A 21331-nucleotide genomic window follows, 5' to 3' on the forward strand; every position below is an offset into this window, starting at 1 on the left:
ATCCAGGCCCCGCGCCTATCGATCAGGGTACGGGGTGTGCGGGATCTGCTTCCCCCTTCCACGGGAGGGTACGGCGGCCGCCGTCGTAGTCGACCGCGTGCCCGGACGTGACGAGGTCGTTGTTGAGCATGCGCCCGCCCGCGATGATCTGGCCAAGGTACCGTCCGAATTTCTCACGGCGGTCCTTGACCGTTCGGAGGACCAGATCGGGCCCGTGTTGCTCAAGCCACGCCTTGGTGTAGGCGGTCGCGTCGTCTCCGCCGACGGTCCCGTGCTCGGGGCAGTTGATACCCAGGAGCCGGATGCGCTGCTGGACGTGGATACCGAAACCGACGTCTGCAAGAACGTCAAGTGTGTCCCCGTCGATCACTTTGTCGCAGCGGGCGGCGTACTCATACATCAGGTGGCTCCTATCGGCGGCCGCGGAGGCGCTGGTCGGTGTAGTGCTGGGTGCCGAGTCCCTCGTGGGAGGGGTCGGCGAGTTCGGTCAGGAGGTGCACGGCGGCATCGAGGCGGTCCGGGGAGTCCATGCCGGGGATCCAGGACACGTACTGGACCTCGAGGCCGGGGAACTCGCCGACGTGGTGGACGTGGCCGTTCTCGTAGAGCTGGGCGACGGGTTCGGCGCGCAGGCGTTTGCCGACCTTGGCGGTGACCTCGATGATGCGGGGCATCAGCATGCCCTCGGTCAGGCCTTCGCGCTGGAGCTCGGCCCAGGCCTGGCGGAGGATCTGGGCGGCCATGTCGCCGCCGAAGTTGGATTCGACGACGAAGGCGTCGGCCTGGAGTTCGATGGCCAGCAGGCAGGCTGCGCGACCCCATTCCGCGGCGCCCATCTTGGCGGAGCGGTCGGCGAGGAGGTACATCTCGCCGGCGGCGTCGCGGCCGCCGCCGATGAGGCCGACTTCGTCGCTGTCCTCGCGGCCGCCGGCGGTGTCGATGGCGACGAGGCTGCGGGTGAGGGTGACGGCGCGGTAGGCCTCGGGGGTGATGCGGTTGGTGGTGATCCACGGCCATTTCCACACGCCGCCCTCAAGGGGGCGTGGTTCTTGCTGGTAGAGGGCCCACCAGCCGCGTTCGCCGACGTCCTTCTTGAAGCGCTCGAGGTGCTTGAGGCGGAAGCGTTCGGGCCAGAGGGGTTCGCCGACCTGGCGGCCGAGGGGGTCGCCTTCGGTCATGGCGATGGCGGGCAGGTTGAGGACGGTCCAGCCGTCGGCGCCGTCCTGGAGGATGCGTCCGGCCAGGTCGTTCTGCGACCACCTGGTCTGGATGACCACGATGGAGCCGTTGGGTTCCATGCGGGTGTTGATGACTTGCTGCCACCAGTCCCACAGGTTGGCGAGTTTGACGGGGCTGTCGGCTTCCTTCGCGTCCTTCAGGGGGTCGTCGACAATTGCGACATTTGCGCCCATGCCGGTCAAAGATCCTCCGACGCCCGCGGTGACCAGGCCGCCGGGCGTGCCCTCCAGGTCGAACCGGTTGGCGGCCATGGACCCGTAGCGCAGCTGGATGCCGATCTGGTCGCCGAACTCCTTGATGCTGTCGCGGATCCACCGGCCGTGCCCCTCGGCGAGCTTGGCCGCATAGGAGGCGATCATGACGCGGTGGTCGGGATGCCGGGCCAGGTACCACAGCGGCGCCCACCGGGCCGCCCTCGCCGATTTCCCGTGCCGTGGAGGCATGTTGAGCAGGACGCGCATCCGCTCGCCGTTGGCGATGCGCACGAACGCCCTGTCGATGAGGTCCAGGTGACGGGCCTGCCACTCCCGGCCGCCGGTGAGGGCGGCGGCCATCGAACCGGGTGAGCGTTCGATGGCCATCTGCCGTTCCGCCCACTCCAGCAGGGCGCGTTCCTCGGGGCCGGCCAGGCGGACGATCTCCTGGCGCTGCTCGGCGGGCAGGGTCCGGTAGGCGGCGACCTGGGACTCAAGCCGGGCTGTCACCCCGCCGGGTCCTCGTCTTCGTCGTCCTCGTCCGGGGTGGAGGTGGCGGTGTTGACCGGGGCGGGGCTGTCCAGGCGGCTGGTGGAGGCGATGAGCGCGGCCAGCTTGTCGGGGTCCGCGGTGGACACGGCCAGCGGCCCGCCGTCGGCGCCGGTGACCTCGGTCTTGGCGGGCATGTCGAGCCCGTTGAGCTTGGCCCGCCGGTCCATGAGGCGCAGCACGGTGTCGACGGCCCGCATGTCGAGGGTGGTGCCGACGATCTCGCCCTCCTTGTCCAGGACGGGCTGCGGCTTGGTGGCCTGCGGCCAGCAGGCCTCGAGGAGCGCGTCCAGGCGCTCGTTCTCCATCTGCCGGTAGATGGAGACTTCGGCGCGTTCCTCGTCGCGGTGCTGTTCGAGGGCGCGGTTGAGGTCGCGTCGGGCGGCTTCGGTGCTGGCGTAGCCAAGCTGCATGATGCGGTCGTCGTCGTAGCGGACGCCTTCGCGGCGTAGCTTGAGGAGTTCGGTACGGCGTACGCGGACTTCGTCGAGTTTGAGTTTGGACCAGGCCATGGCGGTGGGGCTCCCGCTGTGTGGTTGTCAGGGCCCCGCGCCTTGCTTTGGATGATCGCTGATTTCGGGGCGGGTGTTCCCCCTTTGCCGGGGGATGCCGACGGCCCCGCGGCGGGCCGCTCCCGGGGGGATGGGGTGGGGCGGTCGCTTTGGGGCCGTGGCTTCCAGGGGCTACCGGGGGTGGTTGACGCCCTGGAAGGGTGGGGTGTGTCGGCCCAGTTGGGCTTGTGCTGGGCGCGGGGACACCGGAGCACGAGTGACCGTCTGGGCCGACACCATCTGATGCTGCCGTACATCCGGAGGTTTGTCTGAGCCGCCTTCCCCCCTGCCCGGCGCTGGGGTTACCAGGGTGTGTGTCCGCCGCTGGCCCAGTGTTCGAGGGCGTGGCCGTCGATGAGGCGGATGGGGGCGGGGAGAAGGGCGTTGGTGTGGCAGGCGGAGGCGGTGAAGGTGGCGGTGGTGACGATGACCGCGGCGTGGCAGTGGTGGATGTCCCGGTAGACGCCGTTGATGGTCTGCACGGTCTCGCTGCCGACGTTGTTGCCGGGCCGGTACTTCTTGCACTGGACCAGTACGCGGTGGCCGGTGTTGAGGGTGACGATGACGTCGGCGCCGCGGTCGTTGGCCTGCCCGACGTGCTCGGCGTGGGCGACGCGGGTGTCTTCCCGGGCGAGGGCGGCGATGGCTTTCTCGAACTGGGTGGGGTTGAGGCGTTGGAACGCGGCGAGGGTGCGCTGTCCGGGTGCGGGGAGGTGGGTGCGCCGGTTGTTGAGGGCTGCGGCGGCTGCGGTGGCCCGGTCGATGGCGGGGGCGAGGCGTCGGGGCCGTACGACGGCGAGCACGGCGGTGGTGGCTATCAGTCCGACGGCGAGTGCGGTGTAGAGGGGCCAGGTCTTGGCGGTGAGGTAGAGGGCGAGGGCGATGATGAGCCAGCGCCAGCCGAGGCGGGGTAAGACGCGCCGTCGTACGGTCCGGCTGGTGCGGCGGGTGGTGGTGGGTGCGGTCATGGGGTTCCCCCGTGGGTTAGTGGTTGGCGGGCGGGAGTTCGGGTGTCTGGTTGCGGGTGACGGCGACGATGCCGCCGCGGGTCCGGGTGTGGACGTGGACGGAGCGCTGATCGACGTGGCCGTGGTAGTGCTGGTTGATGTCGGCCGGTGCGGCGGCCACGACGTCCTTGGCCTTCTTCAGGACGGCGCAGGTGGCGAGGATCGGCACGGCGATGGCCGGTGGTACGGCGCACAGCATCGCGATGACCTTGGGGTCGGCGAAGTTGGTGGCCCACAGGACGACACTGGTTGAGCCGGCGACGACGGCGTAGGCGACGCTGCCGGAGAGCATGAGGGTGCTGGCGTCGACCGCTCTCTGGCTCATGGCGGGCCGCCGGGTGCCGGGCTGGTCGGTGATGGGCGGGGTGGTGCCGATGCGGGCTCCGTCCTTCCAGGAGGGGATGGTCGGGTCCTCGATGCGGATGGCGGTGCACTGCTTTTGCTCTGCGATGGCCTCGGCGAGGGCGTCGTCGACTTCCCCGGCGAGCTTGAGGAGCTCGGTGCGGTCGGTGGGGTGGGGCTGCCCGGCCGGGGTGGCGGTGGGCTGCGGGTGGTGGCCGGGCTGGTTCACGGTGTGGGGTCTCCTGTCGGGGCGGTGGGTTAGCGGGTGATCTGGTAGGTGCCGCGGTTTCCGGCGGGCTGGACGTGGCCGGCTTCGCGGAGTTCGCTCATGGCGTTGTTGACGCTGCCGGGGGTGACGTCGGAGAGGCGGCCGCGGACGTCCTTCAATGCCCAGGGCTGGCCGTCGGCGAGGAGGTCGAGGATGCGGTCCTTGATGGAGCCGACGGACGGCTGGTCGTCCTCGTCGCCGACGGGGGCGCCCGGGGCGTACTCGGTGCCTGTGGTGGTGTCCTGCGGGTCGTCGCCGGCGAGGAGTTGCTCGGCGTGCGGGAGCCACTTGGCGTAGGCGCGGGTGAAGATGTCGTGCTCGGCCGGGGTGAGAGTGGGGATGGGGGCGGACTCGTACAGGCCGATGAGGCCGGGGTAGGTCTTGTTCTCTTTGCGGGCGTTGAAGGTGCGGGAGAGGAACACCGACCCGCCCTGGATCATGTTGGCCATGCCGGCGGTGCGCGGCCCTTTGGCGGCTTCTGTGCCGGTGAAGGCGGCGTCGATGTCGCTGGAGAGCTGGAAGTTGGGGGCGATGGGCTCGAGGGTGACGCCGAGCGGGATGACGCCGTCGGTGGCCATGTGCTGGGTGGTGGAGGAGTTGGTGCGGCCCAGCCAGACGGTGCCGTTCTTCGCGTTGGCGCGGATCTTGTCCTTGTCGCCGAGGTCGGCGAGGTGGATGGCCTGGGCGGCGAACCTGATCCCCATGCCGAACTTGCGGCCGGTGGACTGGAAGTTCGCGACGAGGCCGACGACCCACTGCTTGAACGGCCGGGGCACGACGGCGTCCGCGGACAGGATCCGGTTGAGCTCGTCGAGGGTCAGGTTCGCGAGCGGCCAAGGGTCGCCCAGTTCGAAGCCGGCCCAGCCGTTGGCGGCGGAGACCTTCTCCCGATACTGGGCCACCTCGTAGGCGGCGGCGAGCGTGGCGGCGACGGCGGCTTCCCCCTTCCCGAAGTGGTAGGTGCGGCCGTCGGCCTCCGGGAGGCTCATGCCGTTTTGGGCGTCGGCGACGATGGAGACGACGCCGGAGATCCGCTCGGCGGCCAGGATCGTGTTGAGGGTGACGGATTTGCCGGCGCCCATGGCGCCGACGAACAGGTCGGTGAGGGCGCCGAGCTGGGGGTCGTAGAGCTGCATGCGGGCGGCGCGGCCGTCGGGGCGGATGCCGATCTGGATGCTGCCGTCCTCGCGCATGCGCAGGTCGTCGGCGGTGGCTTCGCGTACGTCCATGAGCGGGTGCCTTTGGTAGATGGAGATGAGTCCGTCGCCGAGGCCGTCGGTTTCGACCATGACGAGGGCGGGGTCCTTGTAGCCGATGGCGCGGGTGATCTGCTTCTGGTTGAGCTGGATGAGTTCGTTGTCGGGGGCGGTGACGCGGATCGCGACACGGTTGGGCTCGGTCTTGGCGCCCACGAAGTGCATGCCGGTGGCGCCGCCGCCGGGGCAGGCGAGTTTCTCGGTGAACAGGCGCTGCACGGGGTCGGCGGTGTGCTGCTCGAGCTGGTCGAGGGTGGGGCGGGCGGCCAGGAGCTTGCGGCCGGGGCCGGAGCCGTCGATGAGCTGGAGTTTGACGGTGCCGGGGGGGAGGTCGAAGACGCCGGCGAGGGTGGTGTCGTTGAGGTCGGGGACGGCCTGGCCTTGGGGGGCGATGACGATGCCCCAGAAGTCACGGACGCCCTCCTGGTAGAGGGTGACGCTGGTGAGGAGGGTGTCGCCGGTGGCTTTGGCGTTGGCCCATTCCCAGGCCCGGTATTCGCCGTACGTCGTCGGCGCCCCGGTCCCCTGTGCGGGGACGGTGGTGGCGGCCGGGGAAGAGTCGAGGGCGGCCGGTTCGGGACGGGTGGGGAGGGCGGCGGGGATGAGGTTCGCGGCGTGGGTGACCGGCGTCGTCAGAGCCATGACGGTGCCCCATGCGGAGGGCAGCGCCCATTCCCACCAGGGGGCGCCTGGCGCCAGGAGGTTGGTGAGGTAGACGGCTGTAGCGGACAGGGCGGGGACGGCCTTCTGGCAGGCGCGCAGCAGACCCCACCCGGTGGCGTCGTCGAGGCGGTCCAACAGGCGCCACGCAGAGGCGCCCCCGACGGCGAGGGCGGTGAGGTGGGCGGGCCACCAGGTGGGCTGCTGGGAGGCGATGGTGATGCCCAGGGTGGCGGTGCCGTAGATGGTCTGTTCGAGGCGGGCTCGGCGGCGCACGCTGGCCGCGGGCACAAGCCGTGCCTCAACGGGCTGGGGGGTGGGGGTGTTTTCGGTGGCGGCCATGCGGGCCTCCCTTCTGCCGGTAGGCGGGTTAGCGGACCTTGTTGAAGCCGGGCTTGGGCTGCCGGTACGGGGAGGCCTGAACGGCTTCGTAGATGCCGCGGTATTCGGCTTCGTGGGCGGCGTGGACGCCGCGGGCGTCGGCTTCCATCTGGTCGGCTGCGTTCGCGAGTTCGCCGGAGGCTTCAGCAACCCGGTCAAAGGCGTTGGCGGTCTCGAAGAACAGGCCGAGGAAGTAGGCGTCTACGCCTGCCTGCCCGCACAGTTCGGCGACCTTGCGGGCGAAGGCGGCGTCGCTGCGCATGCGCGCCTTCAGCAGGTGCAGTTGCTCCTTGAGCAGAAGGGCGGCCGCGGCGAGGGCGACGAATCGGGCGGTGAGGGTGAGGAAGTTGATGATGCCGTTGATGAGTCCGCCGAAGGTCGGCTTGGGGGCGTTGTCGGTGGTCGCTGGAAGGTTGCTGCCCGAGTTCGCGGCGACTTCTGATCCGGACTGGACGTTGGTGGGTTCGATGGCGTCGCTCATGGTCGTCTTCCTCAGACCTCGTTGTGGACGGGTGCGGACGGGGTGGTGAGGCCTGCGTCGGCGGTGGCCTGGGTGATGGGTCGGTAGGCGTCGTTGAGTTCGTTGCCGGCAGTCTCGGACTGCTCGGCTGCTTCGAGACTTGAGGCGCGCATCTCGTCGGCCATGCGGGCGACGAGCTCCATAGACTCGGCGAACTTGATGGAGGCGGTGGTGTAGAGGGCGCCGGTCAGGTTGCTGTTGGTGGCGCAGTCTTCGGCGAGAACGATCCAGGCGTCGCGGAGGCTGCGTGCGTGGCCTGCGAGTTTGGCGGCCTGGTCGTGGGTCTTGAATCCGTCGCCCATGAGCTTGTCGGCGCCGTCGCAGGCGTCGTCGAGGGTGATCTCGGTGGCGTGCTGGGCGTCCATGCGCCGTCCGACGGTGCGCGTCGCGGCGCGGGCGGCCTGCTTCTTGGCCTTGGTGATGCGCGGGTCCGGCTTGCCGGCGGGAACGGGTGCGGAGGCTGGCGGCATGGGGATCGGCTCCTTGGGGCGGGTGGTGCCGGGGCGGGGCGGGTTGATGGTGGGCGCCGCATCGAGGGCGCTCGGGCCGGTGGCGGGGAGGGCGGGGGCGGGGCGGCCGATCGCGTCCGGTTCCCACCGTTTGGCGCGGCTGCCGGGCACGTGGTCGCTGGTGACGGTGTGCGTGGACCCGGCGGCGTTCCCGGCTGCCTGGGCGGCGTTCTGGAAGGGTGTGCGGCGCTGCCGGGTTCCGCCGTTCTGGCCCGCCTGCGGGCCGGGCTGTCCGGTGTGCGGGTCGTTCCCGGCCGGCCCGGCAGTCGGTCCGGTGCTGCGGGTGGTCTTCTTCCGGGCGTACGCGCGGGCCCGAGCCCACCGGCTCTGGCTCTTCTGCTTCTGGTTGGCGGCGCCGGCGCCCGGCGTGGCACCCGCGCCCTTCGGCTTCCTCAGATTGACCTTGCGCTTCTTCTTCAGGCTCACCTTGGGCGTGCTCGCCCCCGCCGCGGCAGGACCAGCAGCGCCACCCTTCTTCTGCTGCTTGGACAGGACGGGCGGGTCGAGGTTCTTGCGGCGCTTCTTCAGGCGGCGGCGTGCCTCCTTGGCCACCGCGTCGGGCAGGCCGGTGCGGTCGGCCTTCTCCTGCGCGGCGTCAGCCTTCTTCTGCTGCTGGGCGTCGGCGGCGGCCTCCCGCTGCTTCTGCTTGGCCTCGAACTTCGCGTCCCGGGCCTTCTCCCGGCACGCCTCCTTGGCCTGGATACGGTCGTCGCGGACCTTGTCCCGTACGGCCTGGCGGGCCTGCTTGGCCGTGTTCTTGCGGTCGCGGGCGGCATCTTGGTCCTTGGCGCGCCGCTCAAGGCGGGCGGCTTGGCGTTTGTCGGCGCGGTCCTGACGGCGCCGGGCACGCTCCATGGCCGGACTGCTCGCGGACGTGCTGGGCGACTTCCCGCCGGTCGGGGACGGGCCCTTCTTCCCCTTACGGCCATCGCCGGCGCCCGGCTGCTTGAGGCCGGTGTTCTTCCCGCCGTCCTTCCGGCCGCCGCCGAGCGGGGACTTCTTCCCCCCAGCACCCGCACCGGCGCCGTTGCCGCGGCCCTTGGCGCCGGGCCCGTTCGTACGAGACGACGATGATCCGGAACCGCTGCCGGGCTTCTTCCCGCCCCCCGCACTACGGCCCGCTCCCCCACCACTGCCGCGGCCACCCGACCCGGAACCGCCACCGGCCGCGCCGGAGCGGCCGGCCAGGGACTTGCGGCCGAACTCCTGGCTGGAGGGCACCTTGTTCTTCGCCCGCTGCTGGGCGGCCTTGTCGGCGATGCCCTGCATGGCCTGCTGGTGCTTGCCGTGGGCCTCGAGCTCGGCGAGTTGCTGCTTGGCGCGGGCCTGGCGGAGGGCGTCGGTTTCGGTCTGGTCGGCGAGGCGGCGGGTGCGCCGGTCGGTGAGGTAGGTGTGGGTGCCGCGGACGGCGGCGACGGCGACGGCGAGGATCGCCGCCAGGGACAGGGCGCCGAGGCGGGGGCCGACCAAATCCGAGGCGGGTTCGGAGCGGAAGGTGTCCGGCACCGTCCCGGGCACGGCCGGGGCGGTGGGCGGGAGGGCGGGGGTGAGGACGGACGGGTCGGGGAGGGCGGCGAGGAGGTCGAGGGGGCTGCGCCGGCCGACGCTGGGGGCGTACGGCGGCGTGTTCGGTACCGACGGCACCACGGGTGTGGCGGAGGGCTGGGGAACGGCGGTGGGTGTCAGGGTGAACCCGAGGCGGGGGAAGTTGATGACGTTCGTGCCGTCGCCGCTGCTGGTGGTGTCGCTCATCGCCCCTCCTTCCGGGGTTGACAGTGGGTAGTCGGATCGGTGATCCTCGCGCGTGCGCGTTGCGCATGCGCGTAGGGGCCCTCACCACCGGGTTCAGGCCGGGTGATGATGATGAAGATGGTCACCGTGCGTGAGCCTGGTAGAAGTCGTTGAGGTGCTTGGCGAGCCGGTCCGCGAGGCTTCGGTCACCGGATGCGAGGGCGTCCTTGACGAGCTTGCGGTTCACGTTCGTCCAGAACGTGATGAGCGCCATCGGCCCGCCCTGGGCGGCCTTCGCCTGGGCGGCGTTGTAGTGGTCGGCCTGGTTCTGCAGCCGGGCCGCCGCGGCCTGCTGGGGGGTGGTCACATGGCCTCCTGGTTGAAGAGGTCGCCGATGTTCGGGACCGGCACCGTGTGGCCGGTGGGTCCGAGCGGGAAGGCGTGCGGGTTGGTGTACTGGATGGGCTGCTGGGCGGGTGTGACCTGCGGGTTCCCGACCGGCGGGGGTCCGGCCAGGGTGGCTGCGGAGGTGGTGAGGGAGTTCGTGACCTGCTCGTGGACGGCCCCGGTGGCGAGGCCGAGGCGGTTCTTGCGGTCGGCTTTCCGCTCGAGGTCCTTGGCGCGCCGGTCGGGGAGTTCGAGGACTTCCCGCAGGTAGACGGCGTCGGCGGCTTCGATCTCGGCGGCGGCCTTCTCCACCAGGCGGGCGGCACGGCGCCACCGTCGGGATACCTTCGCGGCACGGCGGCGGGCCGGGCCCTGCCCGTTGTCGCCGTCGACGTGGGTGTTCGCGATGCGGGCCTGGATGATCTGGGCCATCTGCCGGATCTGGACGGCGTCGTTGACCCAGGTGTCGCGCTGTTCGCTGGTGGTGGTCCGCATGCCCTCGCGGGTCATCAGGGCGTCCATGTCCATCGGTGATCTCTCCTCGTGGGGGTTACAGGTACTGGCCGGTGCCGTCGCCGATCAGAGTGCGGGCGTCCTTGAGCCGACGGCCCGCGGTCGCCTGGCTCACGCCGAGGATCTGAGCCGCGGTCGTCTTGGTGAGCCGCTCGCCGGTCCTGAGCCGGTGAGCCAGTTCCGCGATCTGCTGGTCCTTCTCGTCGGCTCCCGGCTCGGGCTCAGTCGTCTCGCCGGAGTCCGTCTCAGGGGCGGTCTCAGCAGCCTTGGCGAAGGTGGGCTCGGACGGGCTCAAGACGGGATCACGGCGAATGTCCTGGTCACCGGCCTGGATGATCGGTCGGGTGGTGGGCAGGGCCGGGCTCATGGCGGGCTGGTGAGCCGCCGTGTGCTGGGGGGTGAGGATCAGGGTGTGGTCGGTCGGCTCAGCCTGGGGCTCGGCGGGCTCAAGGGCTCGGCTCACGGTTTGAGCCCGGGTCGGCTCACTGGTGCCGGTGAGCATGGCCATGAGGGCGATGTCGGCGCCTTCGGTGAGCCGGTCGCGCTGAACGGTGATGAGCCCTGAGCCGAGCTGTGCGTCGCCTTCGCCGATCTCCTTCATCAGCTTCCACGCCTTGAGCGCGGAGGCTTCCCGGATCTCCTTGGTGGGGTGGCGTTCGGCCTGGGCGGCGTGGAAGGCGATCTGCCGCATGGTCTCGGCGTTGCGGCGCTGGGCTTCGGTGTCGGTGCCGGTGCGGTGTACGACGATGCGGCGGGCGAGGAAGCTGATGCCTTCGGCTGCGGCGGTCATGGCGAGGGGGGTGAGGGCGTAGATGACGGCTTCGCGGATCGTGGGGGCGATCGCAAGGCCCATGAGGGAGGCGGCCATGGGCAGCAGCCAGAGGGCGGCTCGGGCGACGCGGGGGGCGGCCTGGCCGAGCATGGTGACGCCGATCATGACGAGGGCGGCGACGAGGGTGGCGCCTTCGCCGGCGGCGACGACACCGAGGGCGGTCTCCGAGCGGTGGAGGATGGCGTTGGCGTTGGCGTAGGTGCCGACGGCTCCGGCTGCGCCGACGGCGGCCATGATGACGGTGGCGGCGGCGAGGACCGCGATCTGTCCGCGGGACAGCTTGCGGGGGGTGGTCTGGTCGGTGTGGGGGGTGTTCCCCGGCGCGGTGGGCGCGAGGGGTCCGCCGGGGCGGTGCGGCTCGTTGCCGGCCGGGGTGGTGTTCATGGGGATCGGTGTCCTTTCGGATCGTGGGCGCGGTCGGGGCCGGTGGGGTCAGCTGTTCTTGCGCTGGATGCGCTAGAGCTGGGTGGTGGACATAGTGGAGGCGATGCGGCGGGCGGCGGCTTCGTCGCCGTTGTGGATGGCGGTGTTGAGGTCGCGGGCCTTGGCGCCCTCGGTGGCGGCGGCGATGACCTGGGTGGTGACCTGGTTGAGGTCGGAGGCGAACTCGTCGAGGTTGCGGGCCATGAGGATGGGGTCCTTTCGGGTCTGGGGGTCAGGCGGCGGGCTGGTAGTCGGGGCTGGTCTTGGTGGGCGGAGGCTGCTTGATGAAGTCGAGGACATGCGCAGGCGCTGGGGCGCCGGGGGTGGCGACCAGCGCGTACAGCTCGTAGGCGTCGTCGGTCCAGACGGCGGGGTTGCCGTGGCTCTCGCGGAACTCCAGGCCGGTCATCGCGCCTGCTCCGGGGTGGTGGGCACGGGCTGGGTTTCGCTGGTGTGGGGGAAGGCGGTGCGGCCGTCGTCCATGTGGACGGTGAGGCGGCCGTTGGTGAGGTTGCTGCTGTGGACGGTTCCGGTGGCTCCGGCGGGGTGGCGGGTGCTGGCGGCTTCGATGGGGGTGGTGAGTTGGATGCGCTGGCCGTGCAGGGGGGTGGGGCGGGCGGCGTTCCACAGTCGGTCCAGGCTCGGGGTGAGGAGGCGGTTGAGGAGGCGGCGGGTGGTGTGGGCGATGCCGTATCCGGCGGTCATGGCGGCGAGGAGGGTGGTGAGGGTTTTCGGGCCGGGGAGGTTGTAGAGGGTGTAGCCGGTGGTGGTGCCGAGGGCGGCGGCGGTGAGGTAGGTGCTGGCGTGGAGGGTTTCGAAGGCGAGTTGGGCTCGGGGCTTGAGGAGTGGCTTGTTCACGGTGGTCCTTTCTGGTGCGGTGCGGTGCGGCGGGTGGTTTCTGGGCTTGCGGGGGCCCGATCAGCCGGGGCGGGTGGCGGCTGATCGGACTCCGGCGAGTCCAGCGGGGCCCGGCAGGTCCGGACCCCGGGGGCGGGGTGGTCAGGCGACGGTCCGCTCGACGACGAAGCCATCCGGCTGCGAGTGGCCGCGGACTTCCTCGACTTCGGCACCGGGCGTCTGCCGCCAGAAGTCCTCGCTGTAGCCGCTGATGACGGTGTTGCCCTGCGGCGTCGTCACGCGGAACGCGATCTCTTCTCCGGTGTCGGTGTCGCGACGGAACATGGGGCGGTCCTTTCGGGGCGGGGTCAGATGCCGTCGATGGCGGCGGATGTGTCGGATGCGAACTGGGCGAGGTCGGGGTGGGCGAGGACGAACGCGGTGGTCTCCCCGTTGAGTTGGGCGACCTTCTGCTGGTCGAGCGGGAGCGTGCGCAGGGCCGGGTTCGAGTCGGCGGTGGCGAGGCGGGCGATGAGCTGTCCGAGGGCGTTGACCACGTTGGTGCCGTCCGAGCCGCCCGCGACCGCGGCGATCAAGGTCTGCGTGGCGTCCAGCGTGTGCCGGTCCAGGGCGAGGTGGCGGATGCCGTCGCGGATCAAATCGATGCCGGGGTGGATGCCGTCCAGGTCGTCGAGGATCCCGGCGAGCTCCCCGTCGAGCGGAGGGACGGCGTTGCCGGCGGCGTGGACACCGTGCGGGCCGTTCACAGCTCACCATCCTCGGAGCCGAGGAGCGTCGCAAAGCCGGTCAGGACGTCGTCGACGTCCGCGTCGGTGAGGTCGTCCTCGGCGAGCGGCAGCGGGGCCGCGGCCGGTTCGGCGCCCCCGGTGCAGTCCATGTAGTTGGAGAAGGAGATGACCGCGTCGACGAGGCCGTCCTCGGCGGGCAGGGACAGGTTCGCGTCACCGATGTACGTGCCGTCCGCGAGGCGGAGGGTGACCATGAGGGCGGGGATGCCGTCCGGGTCGAGGTGCTGGAGCTGGTGGAGGAGGAGTTCGGCGAGTTCCCGCGGATTCGGGATGTGCGGCCTCTCCGGCGTCTGATCGGCCATCACGCACCCCCCACCGGGACCACGGAGCGCTCTACCGGCGCCGCGTTCAGCTTGGTGAGGCGGTACACCAGGACGGCCAGGAGCGGCATGAACGCGGCGGGGATCTGGTCGCCCTTCGCCTGGTTGCACGGCTCGCAGGCCAGCACCAGGTTCCTCAGGCCGATGTTCTTCACCAGCCGGTTCGGGATGACGTGGTCCAGCGTCGCGTCCTGGTGGAAGTTGCGGAACTTGGCACCGCAGTAGGTGCACTTCTTGCCGTGGCGCCTGGCCAGAGCGCTGCGCTTGTCGGCCCGGTTGCAGATCCTCTTCCTGGACCTTCCGGCGGCCTGGTACCAGGCGTCCGGCGCGGGCACGCAGCGCATGGCGATAGCGGTGGTGGCGGGCATCAGACCGTCACCGCCTTCACGTCGAACGTGTCGGTGGCGAGGTTCATGACGACGGTGACGGTCAGGCCCTCGGCGCGGCGAGCGTCGGCGAACTCCTCCGCCGTCCAGCTGCCACGCGGGCCACCCGCCGGGAAGCGTTCGAGGACGGTGGTGGTCTGGGTGGGCGTGTCGGCGGCCATCACAGGCTCACCGCCCGGCGGATCGTACGGACCAGACGGCTGGCCTTACGGCGCGCGCTCCGCGCCCGGTCGCCGGCCATGATGCCGATCTGAACGAACGGGCGAGCCTTGAAATCCGACCAGGCCAGCTGCCGCTGGGCGCGCTTCTCGCAACGCCGGGCGGCGCTGCGGTGCGCGGCCGCCAGCAGGTAGTACGAATCCCGGACGGCCGCCGCATCGGCGAGCTCGCCCCGCGAGACGGACAGCCGGGCCGCCGTGGCCTCAGCGCAGCGCATCCGGGCGTAGTGGAAGTTCGCGGTACGGGCGGGAACCTGGTGGACGTTGTCGACGAGGACGCTGGAACTGGTTGTCGATGCGCAAGTACCATCACGCATGGGTCGACCTCCTGGTGATGCAGGGGTTCGGCTGTCCGTTCCGGTGGTGAGACACCGGGCGGGACCGGGAGCCCCGGTCGGCCTGAGACCGACCGGGGTTTCTTGCTGTACCGACAGTACGTGAGTACTGGCGCATTGACAAGTACTAGGTAGGAGTGAGTTCATGTCTTCAGCCGCAGAGAGGAGGGAAATCCCCGAGATGGTGACGTTCACGGAGATCGCCAAGCGTGTGACCGAGCGGAACCTGGTCTCAAGACCGATCACACGGCAAGGCGTCCGCCACATCGCAGAAACGGACCCGGCATGGCCGGTACCGCAAGAGCAGTGGATGAAGGTCGGTAACGCCTGGGCGATGCCCTGGGACCCCATTGAGGAGTTCTTCAGGCAGCGCACTTCGCGCGGGCGAGGCCCCAACAAGGTGCCGCGCCGACAGGCGGGTGACTCGGATGAGTAAAGCGCCCCAACAGGCACGTCGCCGCCTCCCCTACCTGCCGCACCGGCTTGCCCTGCTCGGGTCAGTAGAGCACTACTATAGTGCTCACACCAATACCTCGAGCGAGAAAGGGGCGTGCACATGAGCGGTAAGGCCGGATATGCCGAGATCGCCACCCACTACCGGCGGCTGATTTCGGACGGCACGCTCGTCCCTGGCGAGCCGATGCCGACGATGAAGGACGTCTGTAAGCAGTTCGGCGTCGCGATCGCCACGGCCAATAGGGCGTTCCAGATCCTCAAGGCGGAACGCCTCACCGTGGGGAAGCCAGGCGTAGGCACCGTGGTGGCTGAACGGCCCCGCGTCGCCACGACGGCCGCGGCGCGCCTGAAGAGGATCGGCCGCACGGGCGACCCGTACGGCTACAAGGAGAAGTCCATCAAACACACTGCGGCTCTGCGGTCAGCTGACGCGGCGGTGGCGGAGGCTCTCCACATCGATCTGCACGACGAGATCGTGCTGCGTACCCGCGTATTCGTGCGAGACACCACTCCGACAATCGCGGCCTTGTCCTGCATCCATGTGCGGGCTCTTGAAGCGGTCCCGGAGTTGCTCAGTACCGAGCCGATGGGTCGGTTCTGGCAGGAGATCTACACGGAGAGGACTGGTCGGACGGTCACCAAGTCGCCGGAGAGGCGGACCGCTCGCCTGGCCTCCCAGAACGAGCTGGACCTGCTGGAAGTGCGAGTGCCCGAGAGCGTTCCCGTGCCTGTTCTCATCTTGGTGAACGTGTTCCACGACGAGGATGGGCCGTTGGAGTACTGGGAGGACGTCTATGGGCCATCGCTATGGCAATCAGACGACGAGTGACTGAGGAGTGGGAGCAGATGGCTGACCAGCCCTGAACAGCAGAGACGGCCGAACCGAGTTGCCTCGGCCGACCGTCTCCACGCCGGCGCACTGCGAATGCGTCCCGGCTGCACAGAGAACCCCTTGAGGAAGAAGGATCTGTACGTGTCGAGCGTATCTAAATCTTCGGAGCCATCGAAGATTCCCAGTCATGGCGACCCCGCATCACCGGATGGAACGCCCCTGTTCGTCACCTTTAAGACCGGTGCTGCCCTACTTGTGGAACGCGGCCTGGTCGACAGCATCACGCCCGACGGCCTCCGCTACATCGCCCGTGAGGTGAAGTCGTGGCCATTCGGCGACACGCCGGGGAAGCTGCCGTACGGGAGAGTCGGCAACACCAGAACCATGGAGACCGGGACCTTCCTGTCGTACTTCCAGGACGGCCCACCTCGAGGCGGCAGAGGCCGCACGAGGAAGTCATGAACGGCGCCCGGGCCTGGGTTTCGCAGACCTGCCCCGGACACGCAGAACGGCCGGCGTGGAGTTCGCAGCTCCTCCACCGGCCGTCAAGCAAGACCAGCGGGGTGCAAGCCGCTGGGTTCATCGAGTCCCACCAAGCGAAAGGGGTCCCCGAAGTGAGGGTACCCGTACTAGTGAGCCTCACGGCAAGTGGCACCTGCGTGATCATCCGCACGGCGGGGGTGTCCGCATGAGCCTGTGGCCGATCCTGTGGGCCATCAACAGTGCGCCTGTGGCCGACGCCGAGGAGCGTCTGATCCTGGTGGCGCTGGCCGACCGGGCGTCCAGCGACGGGACTGATGCGTATCCGTCGAAGAAGTCGATCGCCCAGGTGGCGCTGATCGACGCGAAGACGGTGCAGCGCCGGCTGCGCACCCTGATGGAGCGCGGTCTGATCGCGGAGGGGAACCAGGATGCCGCCCGCCGGATCCCGGAGCACTTCCGGCCGACGGTGTACGACCTGCTGATCCCGTACTCCTGGTGGTCCCCGGCGGACATGGAGCGGGTGAACTCCGAGCGGGTCGGGCGAGGCCTTCGCCCTCTCACCCCGCAGGACCGGCCCGATCTGGCAGAGGCTCCGCCGCGGAAGGCACGGGCCGACAAGGGGAGGCGCCGGAAGAAGGCTGCAGCCGACGGGGGGACTACAAGTCCCCGGGGGGAGGACTCTGAGTCCCCCGGTCAAACCGGACAGGAGGGGGGGACTACAAGTCCCCCAAACCTCCCCTACTAACCCACCCCTGCAACCTCCCCGTCCTTCCGTCCCGGCCGACGATGCTGCGGGAGCGGATGGAAGGACGGACGGCGCATCAGTCCCCCGTCGAATCGTCAGGAATCCGGGCGTGGATCTGTTGGTGGCGATCGGCGCCGAGAAACCAGAGTTCCTTCTGACCGGACAAACGCTGCGGGATCAGGGGATGGCCGTGGCCGGCATGCTGGCGTCGGGTTGGACGCCGGAGCAGCTGCGCCAGGTGATTGCCGGACGGCCGTTGCCGGACGAGATCACGACGACCGTCGGGGCGATCATCTCGGGCCGGATTCGGCAGGCGTTGTCTGGTCCGGTCCCCGAGACCGTGGGGGCCGGCACGTACATGTCGGCGATGTCAGTGGGCGTCGCTACGCTCCCCCGTCAGACCGTCATCCCCTTGCAGAACTGTGATCGCTGCGACCACGCCTTCCGGTCACCTCAGCCGGGCTTGTGTCCCGGTTGCCGAGAGGACGTGACTGCCTGATGGGCCAGACCTTCAGCGTGCACATCGACGTGGCCGGCCACCGCATCCCCGGCACGTGGTGGGCATGGGGCGGAGCCACCCAGGGAGGGGAACGCAGCGAATCCCCCAGCTACGGCACAGAGGTTGAAGTTCCCGCCGTCATCGAGCTGCTGGACCTGGTTGTCGCAGGCGCCGTATCGGCTGAGGAGGCTCGCAACGTCCTCAACCACATCGCCACAACGATCAACGAGAAGATGCGCGACGGGTACTCCAAGTACTTGTCGTTCGACGAACTCGACGACCAGACGGAAGACGCTCCCCAGCAGCCGAAGCAGCCCGCGCCAGCTCCCACGCTGGACGAACGCTGGGTGTACGCCGTGTCGTCCGAGACTGATCCAAGAGCCATAAAGATCGGCGTCGCCACGGACATTCCGAGGCGGCTGAGGTCGCTACAAGTGGGATGCCCGTCCCCGATCTTGCTGCGCTGGAGTGAACGCGGCGGGTACCCGCTGGAGCGGCATCTGCACAATACGTTCGCGGATCGGAGGATCAGTGGCGAGTGGTTCGACTTCCGCGATGTCGCAGACCCCGTGAAAGAGATCGACGCTGCTGCGAGGGCCTTCCTTCGCCAGTTCGAGGGCGATGAGCCTGACGCAGCCTGACCGACCGCGCGGCGTCTCGGGTCTTCGGGTCTGGGGCGCCCATCACGCGGGACCTATTGCTTAGCAATGAGATAGGGGTTACGGTGGTCGTACCGCCCCGGGGGTTCAACCCCTCGAAGGACATTCCCCCCGGGTGCGGGCCCTACACGAACCTCCCCGAAGGGAAGGCCCGCGTGCGCAGTCTGGACCGTCCAGCCGCACCAGCCTTCCCAACGGGGGACACCGTGACCGAGAACCACCTGCACAACGACCGATTCCCGACCGACCCGCGCACCCTGATGTTCGTCATCACGACATGCGCGGCGCTCTCCCTGCTCCTGCCCACCGACCGGGTGCAGTCGTTCACCGGTCTCCTCGGTATCGCTCTCGCCCTGCTTCCGGGAAGGAGGTGAACGTGTACCGCCCGGCCGTGCCCCCATGACGGCCGGCACCCCACGGCCCGGCTGTCCTCCCCTCTGGCAGCCGGGCCCGCGACATAACCGCGACACTGACCTGAGACCCTCCCCGCGAAAGGAGACCCGACATGGACCAGCGGGAAACCCTCGGATACGCCCTCTACCGGTGGGACGACACCACCACCCCCACCCGAACCGACCACCACTACCTCGAAGCCGCCGGACTCGCCATCACCCACGGCGGCGCCAACCTCGACTCCTTCGACCAGCTCGTCGAAAACGTGTCCCTGTGGGACGCGGCCGCCGGCCCGATCCCCGAGCGGCGCCGCGCCGACTACCTCGAGCTGGCCGACATCCTCATGAAGCGCTGAAGGCCTTTCACTTCCTGGCCCTGGCCGCCGTGCTCCTGGCGACCGGGGCCTTGCCGTGTCGTGGGCCCGGTACGATCCCGCCCAAGCAACCTCCGGGGGATTCATGCGTCACACCGTCACCAGAGCCGCCGTCGCCGTCCTGCTGTCCACGCTCACCGCCACAGCCTGCGGCAGCAGCAACAGCGGTACGGGCGGCAGCAAGCCCGCCACCACCGGCACCCCATCCCCGACCACCAGAGCCGAGCGGGAAGGCCAGTACATCCTCGCCTCCCAGGACATCCCCTTCACCAGCCGACGCCCCTCTAACGACGAGCTGCTCGCCTACCCACCCAAGTGGTGCGCGGCCCTGGACGACGGGCACTCCGTGGAGTGGATGTTCTCCGGCGGAGGCGGCGACCTGTACCCGATCGGCCTCGACTGGGGCACCAAGGAGGCGAACGCCGACCGGCTCCTCATCGCCGGTGTGAAGGCGTACTGCCCGAAGTACATGGACGCGGTCACCGCCGAGCTCCGGGAGACCGGCGCGTACTGACCTGGCAGAAGGTCAGACGGCTTCGGTCAGTCATTCTGTTCGCCCTCCGCCGTCGCGCGCTTCCTGGGTCGCGGTGTCCGGCTGTGCCCGCGCGCGATGCCGGAGACCCGTTCGGGCTTGACCTTGAGGTGCGGGGCCATGTCGGTGTAACTGATGCCGTCGCGTTCGTTCAGGGTCACGACGACGTGTTCCCGGCGCTTGCGCAGGGCCTTCTGCAGGTCGGGGATCGCCCGGAGGGCGACGCTGAGCAGGGCGGCCTGCTCGATGGTCTCGGGTCCCTCGAACAGGCTGGCCAGCGGTTTGAAGACCTCGGGGAGCTCGGGTGGTTCGTTCATGCGGCAACTCTAGTGGGTACCCGCTAAAAAATCTAGTGGGTACCCACTTGACGCGATTGATGGGTACCCACTAACTTGGAGGTATCGCAAGCAGCACGACACCTTCAGAACTCAACAGAGAGGGAACCCGGAAATGGGCCACAAGATCCAGATCAAGGACGGCAACGGCAACATCGTCACCTCGTACCCCGTCTCCGACGACCAGGTGGCGGCACTCGACAGCGTCGAGCTCGCCGGCGGCTGCCACGACAGCTCCCACAAGATCGAGCTGGTCGACGGAGGCACCATCGTCCACCGGGAGAGCGGCGTCGGCGAGTGGAACCAGTAGATCAACCGAGGGGCCTGGGGAAACCCGGGCCCCTACGCACCGTCCTTGGCAGCCGAGTCAGTCCGGCCCCGCGACGAAAGGCCAGCTCATGATGGACACCAACAGCGCCTTCGCCGCCTACGGCATCCACATCCCCGTCAAGGCCTCCGCCTGGCAGGCCACCGAAGGCCTCGACGAGCAGCTCGCCCAGCTCCCCGACTGCCCCGACGTCAGCTACATGGCCGGCGGCGACGACACGCAGGAGCAGCTGTTCCTGGTCACCTACCGCGAGTACGTCCCGCCCGGCACGCACGTCCGTGCCGACGCCACCCCGGAGCACCGCGCCGTGTGGGATGCGCAGCTGGCGCGTGCCGTGTCCGCGCTGGGCTTCGGCGACCTGGACGGCTTGCAGGAACCGGCCTGGCTGTGGATCACCGAGGTGTCCTGACCCGACGCCCCTCCCCCGCCGGGCCCCGGCCGCCGTCCCCCTCTCGGCGACCGGGGCCTTTCGCGTGCTCGCGCCTGGAAGACTGGCGGTCATGAGCAGCGAGTCCCGTCCCGCCGAGCCTGGTGAGCTGTGCACGTGCGGCCGGCAGGCCACCGTCGTGTACCCCACCCACGACTACGGTGACATCGGGCACTGCGGGCAGGAAGGCGCCCAGGCCCGGCCGGTACTGCCGTGCCCGTGGTGTGGCGCCACCCGGGCACACACCACGTGGGGGCTGACGGTGCGCTGCCCCAACTACACGCTGCGCCCGCCCGCCCCGGACGACTGAGCGGGGGAACGCGGGCAGCCGTGCCGCGGCATGCTGGGCGTGTCCCTGCATGGGACGACCCTGTAAGCGCCGCCACGACCCGCCCCGAGCGGCGAGCGGAAGAGCTGGGGAGCCCCGGACCGACGCAATCCGGGGCTACTTCGCGCCTACGCCCGATCCTGCCCCGCAGTCGGCAACTCCGTATGCCCCTCCGACCAGTGGTTCATCCACCCACAGGCACACGCATACCGGCCGTTCACTCCCGAGATCTGCGTACCGCACTGGCGGCAGTCCGTCGTGGTGATCTCCTGCGAGTCCAGGAACGCGGCCGCGGCAGCAGCCGTCTCCGGCGGCGGGGCGGCCGCCCTGCGGCGCGGAGCGTTCTTCGACCGGGTCACGACGGCGACCCTACCCGCGGGGCCGCCGCCGAACCCGAGATGGGGCCGCAGTTCGGGCACAGCCAGGAGCCGTTCGGGCCCTGCTGGGCCTGCGCTCCGCAGTTGGGGCAGTTCACGGTCGGCCTCCCCAGGGGTTGGTGGGCACCGTCCAGGGTGACGCGCCCGCGAGCCGGGCGGTAGAGGCGCGGGGGTGTAGCTGCGGGCCCGGCCCGAGGAACTCCCCCCGGGACGGGCCCGCCGTCACGTACGGGGCTAACGAGCGGGCGGCGTCCGGGTTGCGGTGGGGCGGGGATCCATCACGTCGAACCTATGGCT

33 protein-coding genes are annotated in these 21331 nt (G+C 69.8%); 11 read left to right on the forward strand and 22 right to left on the reverse strand.

Annotated elements, in window-relative coordinates:
- Positions 1-22 precede the first annotated feature (22 nt).
- The 20 genes from MQP27_RS49375 to MQP27_RS49470 all read right to left on the reverse strand — a co-directional run bounded on the left by MQP27_RS49375 (position 23) and on the right by MQP27_RS49470 (position 14249).
- Entirely contained in the window at positions 23-400 is a 378-nt protein-coding gene (locus tag MQP27_RS49375) for a thermonuclease family protein (RefSeq protein WP_242778706.1), read from the reverse strand.
- Between the two features lie 10 nt (positions 401-410).
- The gene (locus MQP27_RS49380; protein ID WP_242778709.1) at positions 411-1943 is read right to left on the reverse strand and encodes a terminase large subunit domain-containing protein; all 1533 of its coding nucleotides are present in this window, start codon (positions 1941-1943) and stop codon (positions 411-413) included.
- Positions 1940-2494, reverse strand: a complete 555-nt coding sequence (locus MQP27_RS49385) for a hypothetical protein (RefSeq protein WP_242778712.1) — start codon at positions 2492-2494, stop codon at positions 1940-1942. The genes MQP27_RS49380 and MQP27_RS49385 overlap by 4 nt, the downstream gene beginning before the upstream one ends.
- A 341-nt stretch (positions 2495-2835) precedes the next feature.
- On the reverse strand, positions 2836-3501 hold the full coding sequence (locus tag MQP27_RS51295; RefSeq protein ID WP_278197444.1) for a restriction endonuclease: 666 nt from the start codon (positions 3499-3501) through the stop codon (positions 2836-2838).
- A gap of 16 nt (positions 3502-3517) precedes the next feature.
- Entirely contained in the window at positions 3518-4111 is a 594-nt protein-coding gene (locus MQP27_RS49395; protein WP_242779038.1) for a hypothetical protein, read from the reverse strand.
- Between the two features lie 29 nt (positions 4112-4140).
- Positions 4141-6408: a hypothetical protein gene (locus MQP27_RS49400; RefSeq protein ID WP_242778715.1), complete on the reverse strand. Its 2268-nt coding sequence runs from the start codon at positions 6406-6408 to the stop codon at positions 4141-4143.
- A gap of 28 nt (positions 6409-6436) precedes the next feature.
- Entirely contained in the window at positions 6437-6928 is a 492-nt protein-coding gene (locus MQP27_RS49405) for a conjugal transfer protein TraB (RefSeq protein WP_242778718.1), read from the reverse strand.
- 11 nt (positions 6929-6939) lie between these two features.
- Positions 6940-9228, reverse strand: coding sequence for a hypothetical protein (locus MQP27_RS49410; protein WP_242778722.1), 2289 nt, complete (start codon positions 9226-9228; stop codon positions 6940-6942).
- A 121-nt stretch (positions 9229-9349) separates the two neighbouring features.
- Positions 9350-9574 carry a hypothetical protein gene (locus MQP27_RS49415; RefSeq protein ID WP_242778725.1) on the reverse strand — a complete coding sequence of 75 codons (225 nt, stop codon included), beginning with the start codon at positions 9572-9574 and terminating at the stop codon, positions 9350-9352.
- On the reverse strand, positions 9571-10122 hold the full coding sequence (locus tag MQP27_RS49420; RefSeq protein WP_242778728.1) for a TraA-like protein: 552 nt from the start codon (positions 10120-10122) through the stop codon (positions 9571-9573). Before MQP27_RS49420 ends, MQP27_RS49415 begins: the two co-directional genes overlap by 4 nt.
- Before the next feature lie 22 nt (positions 10123-10144).
- Positions 10145-11323: a hypothetical protein gene (locus tag MQP27_RS49425; protein ID WP_242778731.1), complete on the reverse strand. Its 1179-nt coding sequence runs from the start codon at positions 11321-11323 to the stop codon at positions 10145-10147.
- A 72-nt stretch (positions 11324-11395) separates the two neighbouring features.
- Positions 11396-11566 (reverse strand): hypothetical protein, encoded by a 171-nt coding sequence (locus tag MQP27_RS49430; protein WP_242778734.1) that lies wholly within the window; start codon positions 11564-11566, stop codon positions 11396-11398.
- Between the two features lie 28 nt (positions 11567-11594).
- Positions 11595-11771 (reverse strand): hypothetical protein, encoded by a 177-nt coding sequence (locus tag MQP27_RS49435; RefSeq protein WP_242778737.1) that lies wholly within the window; start codon positions 11769-11771, stop codon positions 11595-11597.
- A complete protein-coding gene (locus tag MQP27_RS49440) occupies positions 11768-12220 on the reverse strand; it encodes a hypothetical protein (RefSeq protein WP_242778740.1) in 453 nt (150 codons plus the stop codon). The genes MQP27_RS49435 and MQP27_RS49440 overlap by 4 nt, the downstream gene beginning before the upstream one ends.
- Before the next feature lie 141 nt (positions 12221-12361).
- Positions 12362-12544 carry a hypothetical protein gene (locus MQP27_RS49445; protein WP_242778743.1) on the reverse strand — a complete coding sequence of 61 codons (183 nt, stop codon included), beginning with the start codon at positions 12542-12544 and terminating at the stop codon, positions 12362-12364.
- A 23-nt stretch (positions 12545-12567) separates the two neighbouring features.
- Positions 12568-12966, reverse strand: coding sequence for a hypothetical protein (locus MQP27_RS49450; protein ID WP_242778746.1), 399 nt, complete (start codon positions 12964-12966; stop codon positions 12568-12570).
- A complete protein-coding gene (locus tag MQP27_RS49455; RefSeq protein ID WP_242778749.1) occupies positions 12963-13310 on the reverse strand; it encodes a hypothetical protein in 348 nt (115 codons plus the stop codon). Before MQP27_RS49455 ends, MQP27_RS49450 begins: the two co-directional genes overlap by 4 nt.
- Positions 13310-13696: an HNH endonuclease gene (locus MQP27_RS49460; RefSeq protein ID WP_242778752.1), complete on the reverse strand. Its 387-nt coding sequence runs from the start codon at positions 13694-13696 to the stop codon at positions 13310-13312. Before MQP27_RS49460 ends, MQP27_RS49455 begins: the two co-directional genes overlap by 1 nt.
- Positions 13696-13875 (reverse strand): DUF8839 family protein, encoded by a 180-nt coding sequence (locus tag MQP27_RS49465; protein ID WP_242778754.1) that lies wholly within the window; start codon positions 13873-13875, stop codon positions 13696-13698. Before MQP27_RS49465 ends, MQP27_RS49460 begins: the two co-directional genes overlap by 1 nt.
- A complete protein-coding gene (locus tag MQP27_RS49470; RefSeq protein WP_242778757.1) occupies positions 13875-14249 on the reverse strand; it encodes a hypothetical protein in 375 nt (124 codons plus the stop codon). Before MQP27_RS49470 ends, MQP27_RS49465 begins: the two co-directional genes overlap by 1 nt.
- A gap of 163 nt (positions 14250-14412) precedes the next feature.
- Between MQP27_RS49470 and MQP27_RS49475 the strand changes: the two genes are divergently transcribed.
- From MQP27_RS49475 to MQP27_RS49510, 8 genes are all read left to right on the forward strand, one after another.
- Positions 14413-14703 (forward strand): hypothetical protein, encoded by a 291-nt coding sequence (locus MQP27_RS49475; RefSeq protein ID WP_242778760.1) that lies wholly within the window; start codon positions 14413-14415, stop codon positions 14701-14703.
- A 120-nt stretch (positions 14704-14823) separates the two neighbouring features.
- Positions 14824-15552 carry a GntR family transcriptional regulator gene (locus MQP27_RS49480; RefSeq protein WP_242778763.1) on the forward strand — a complete coding sequence of 243 codons (729 nt, stop codon included), beginning with the start codon at positions 14824-14826 and terminating at the stop codon, positions 15550-15552.
- A gap of 691 nt (positions 15553-16243) precedes the next feature.
- The gene (locus MQP27_RS49485; RefSeq protein ID WP_242778766.1) at positions 16244-16783 is read left to right on the forward strand and encodes a helix-turn-helix domain-containing protein; all 540 of its coding nucleotides are present in this window, start codon (positions 16244-16246) and stop codon (positions 16781-16783) included.
- 109 nt (positions 16784-16892) lie between these two features.
- The gene (locus MQP27_RS49490) at positions 16893-17282 is read left to right on the forward strand and encodes a hypothetical protein (RefSeq protein WP_242778769.1); all 390 of its coding nucleotides are present in this window, start codon (positions 16893-16895) and stop codon (positions 17280-17282) included.
- Complete coding sequence (locus tag MQP27_RS49495; protein ID WP_242778772.1) at positions 17282-17923, forward strand: GIY-YIG nuclease family protein; 642 nt, start codon at positions 17282-17284, stop codon at positions 17921-17923. The genes MQP27_RS49490 and MQP27_RS49495 overlap by 1 nt, the downstream gene beginning before the upstream one ends.
- Positions 17924-18147: 224 nt before the next feature.
- Positions 18148-18315, forward strand: a complete 168-nt coding sequence (locus MQP27_RS49500) for a hypothetical protein (RefSeq protein WP_242778775.1) — start codon at positions 18148-18150, stop codon at positions 18313-18315.
- A gap of 131 nt (positions 18316-18446) precedes the next feature.
- Entirely contained in the window at positions 18447-18689 is a 243-nt protein-coding gene (locus MQP27_RS49505) for a hypothetical protein (RefSeq protein WP_242778778.1), read from the forward strand.
- A 103-nt stretch (positions 18690-18792) separates the two neighbouring features.
- On the forward strand, positions 18793-19221 hold the full coding sequence (locus MQP27_RS49510) for a hypothetical protein (RefSeq protein WP_242778781.1): 429 nt from the start codon (positions 18793-18795) through the stop codon (positions 19219-19221).
- A 26-nt stretch (positions 19222-19247) separates the two neighbouring features.
- Here MQP27_RS49510 and MQP27_RS49515 read toward each other — a convergent pair whose 3' ends face one another.
- Entirely contained in the window at positions 19248-19556 is a 309-nt protein-coding gene (locus MQP27_RS49515; protein ID WP_242778784.1) for a sigma-70 family RNA polymerase sigma factor, read from the reverse strand.
- Between the two features lie 133 nt (positions 19557-19689).
- Between MQP27_RS49515 and MQP27_RS49520 the strand changes: the two genes are divergently transcribed.
- From MQP27_RS49520 to MQP27_RS49530, 3 genes are all read left to right on the forward strand, one after another.
- Complete coding sequence (locus MQP27_RS49520; protein ID WP_242778787.1) at positions 19690-19884, forward strand: hypothetical protein; 195 nt, start codon at positions 19690-19692, stop codon at positions 19882-19884.
- Between the two features lie 88 nt (positions 19885-19972).
- Positions 19973-20311 carry a hypothetical protein gene (locus MQP27_RS49525; protein ID WP_242778791.1) on the forward strand — a complete coding sequence of 113 codons (339 nt, stop codon included), beginning with the start codon at positions 19973-19975 and terminating at the stop codon, positions 20309-20311.
- Between the two features lie 91 nt (positions 20312-20402).
- On the forward strand, positions 20403-20639 hold the full coding sequence (locus MQP27_RS49530) for a hypothetical protein (protein WP_242778794.1): 237 nt from the start codon (positions 20403-20405) through the stop codon (positions 20637-20639).
- A gap of 146 nt (positions 20640-20785) precedes the next feature.
- Here the strand turns inward: MQP27_RS49530 and MQP27_RS49535 are convergent, their stop codons facing one another.
- Positions 20786-21016, reverse strand: a complete 231-nt coding sequence (locus MQP27_RS49535; protein ID WP_242778797.1) for a hypothetical protein — start codon at positions 21014-21016, stop codon at positions 20786-20788.
- Positions 21017-21331 lie beyond the last annotated feature (315 nt).

This window comes from Streptomyces cylindrosporus, from assembly GCF_022698165.1.
Lineage (GTDB): Bacteria > Actinomycetota > Actinomycetes > Streptomycetales > Streptomycetaceae > Streptomyces > Streptomyces cylindrosporus.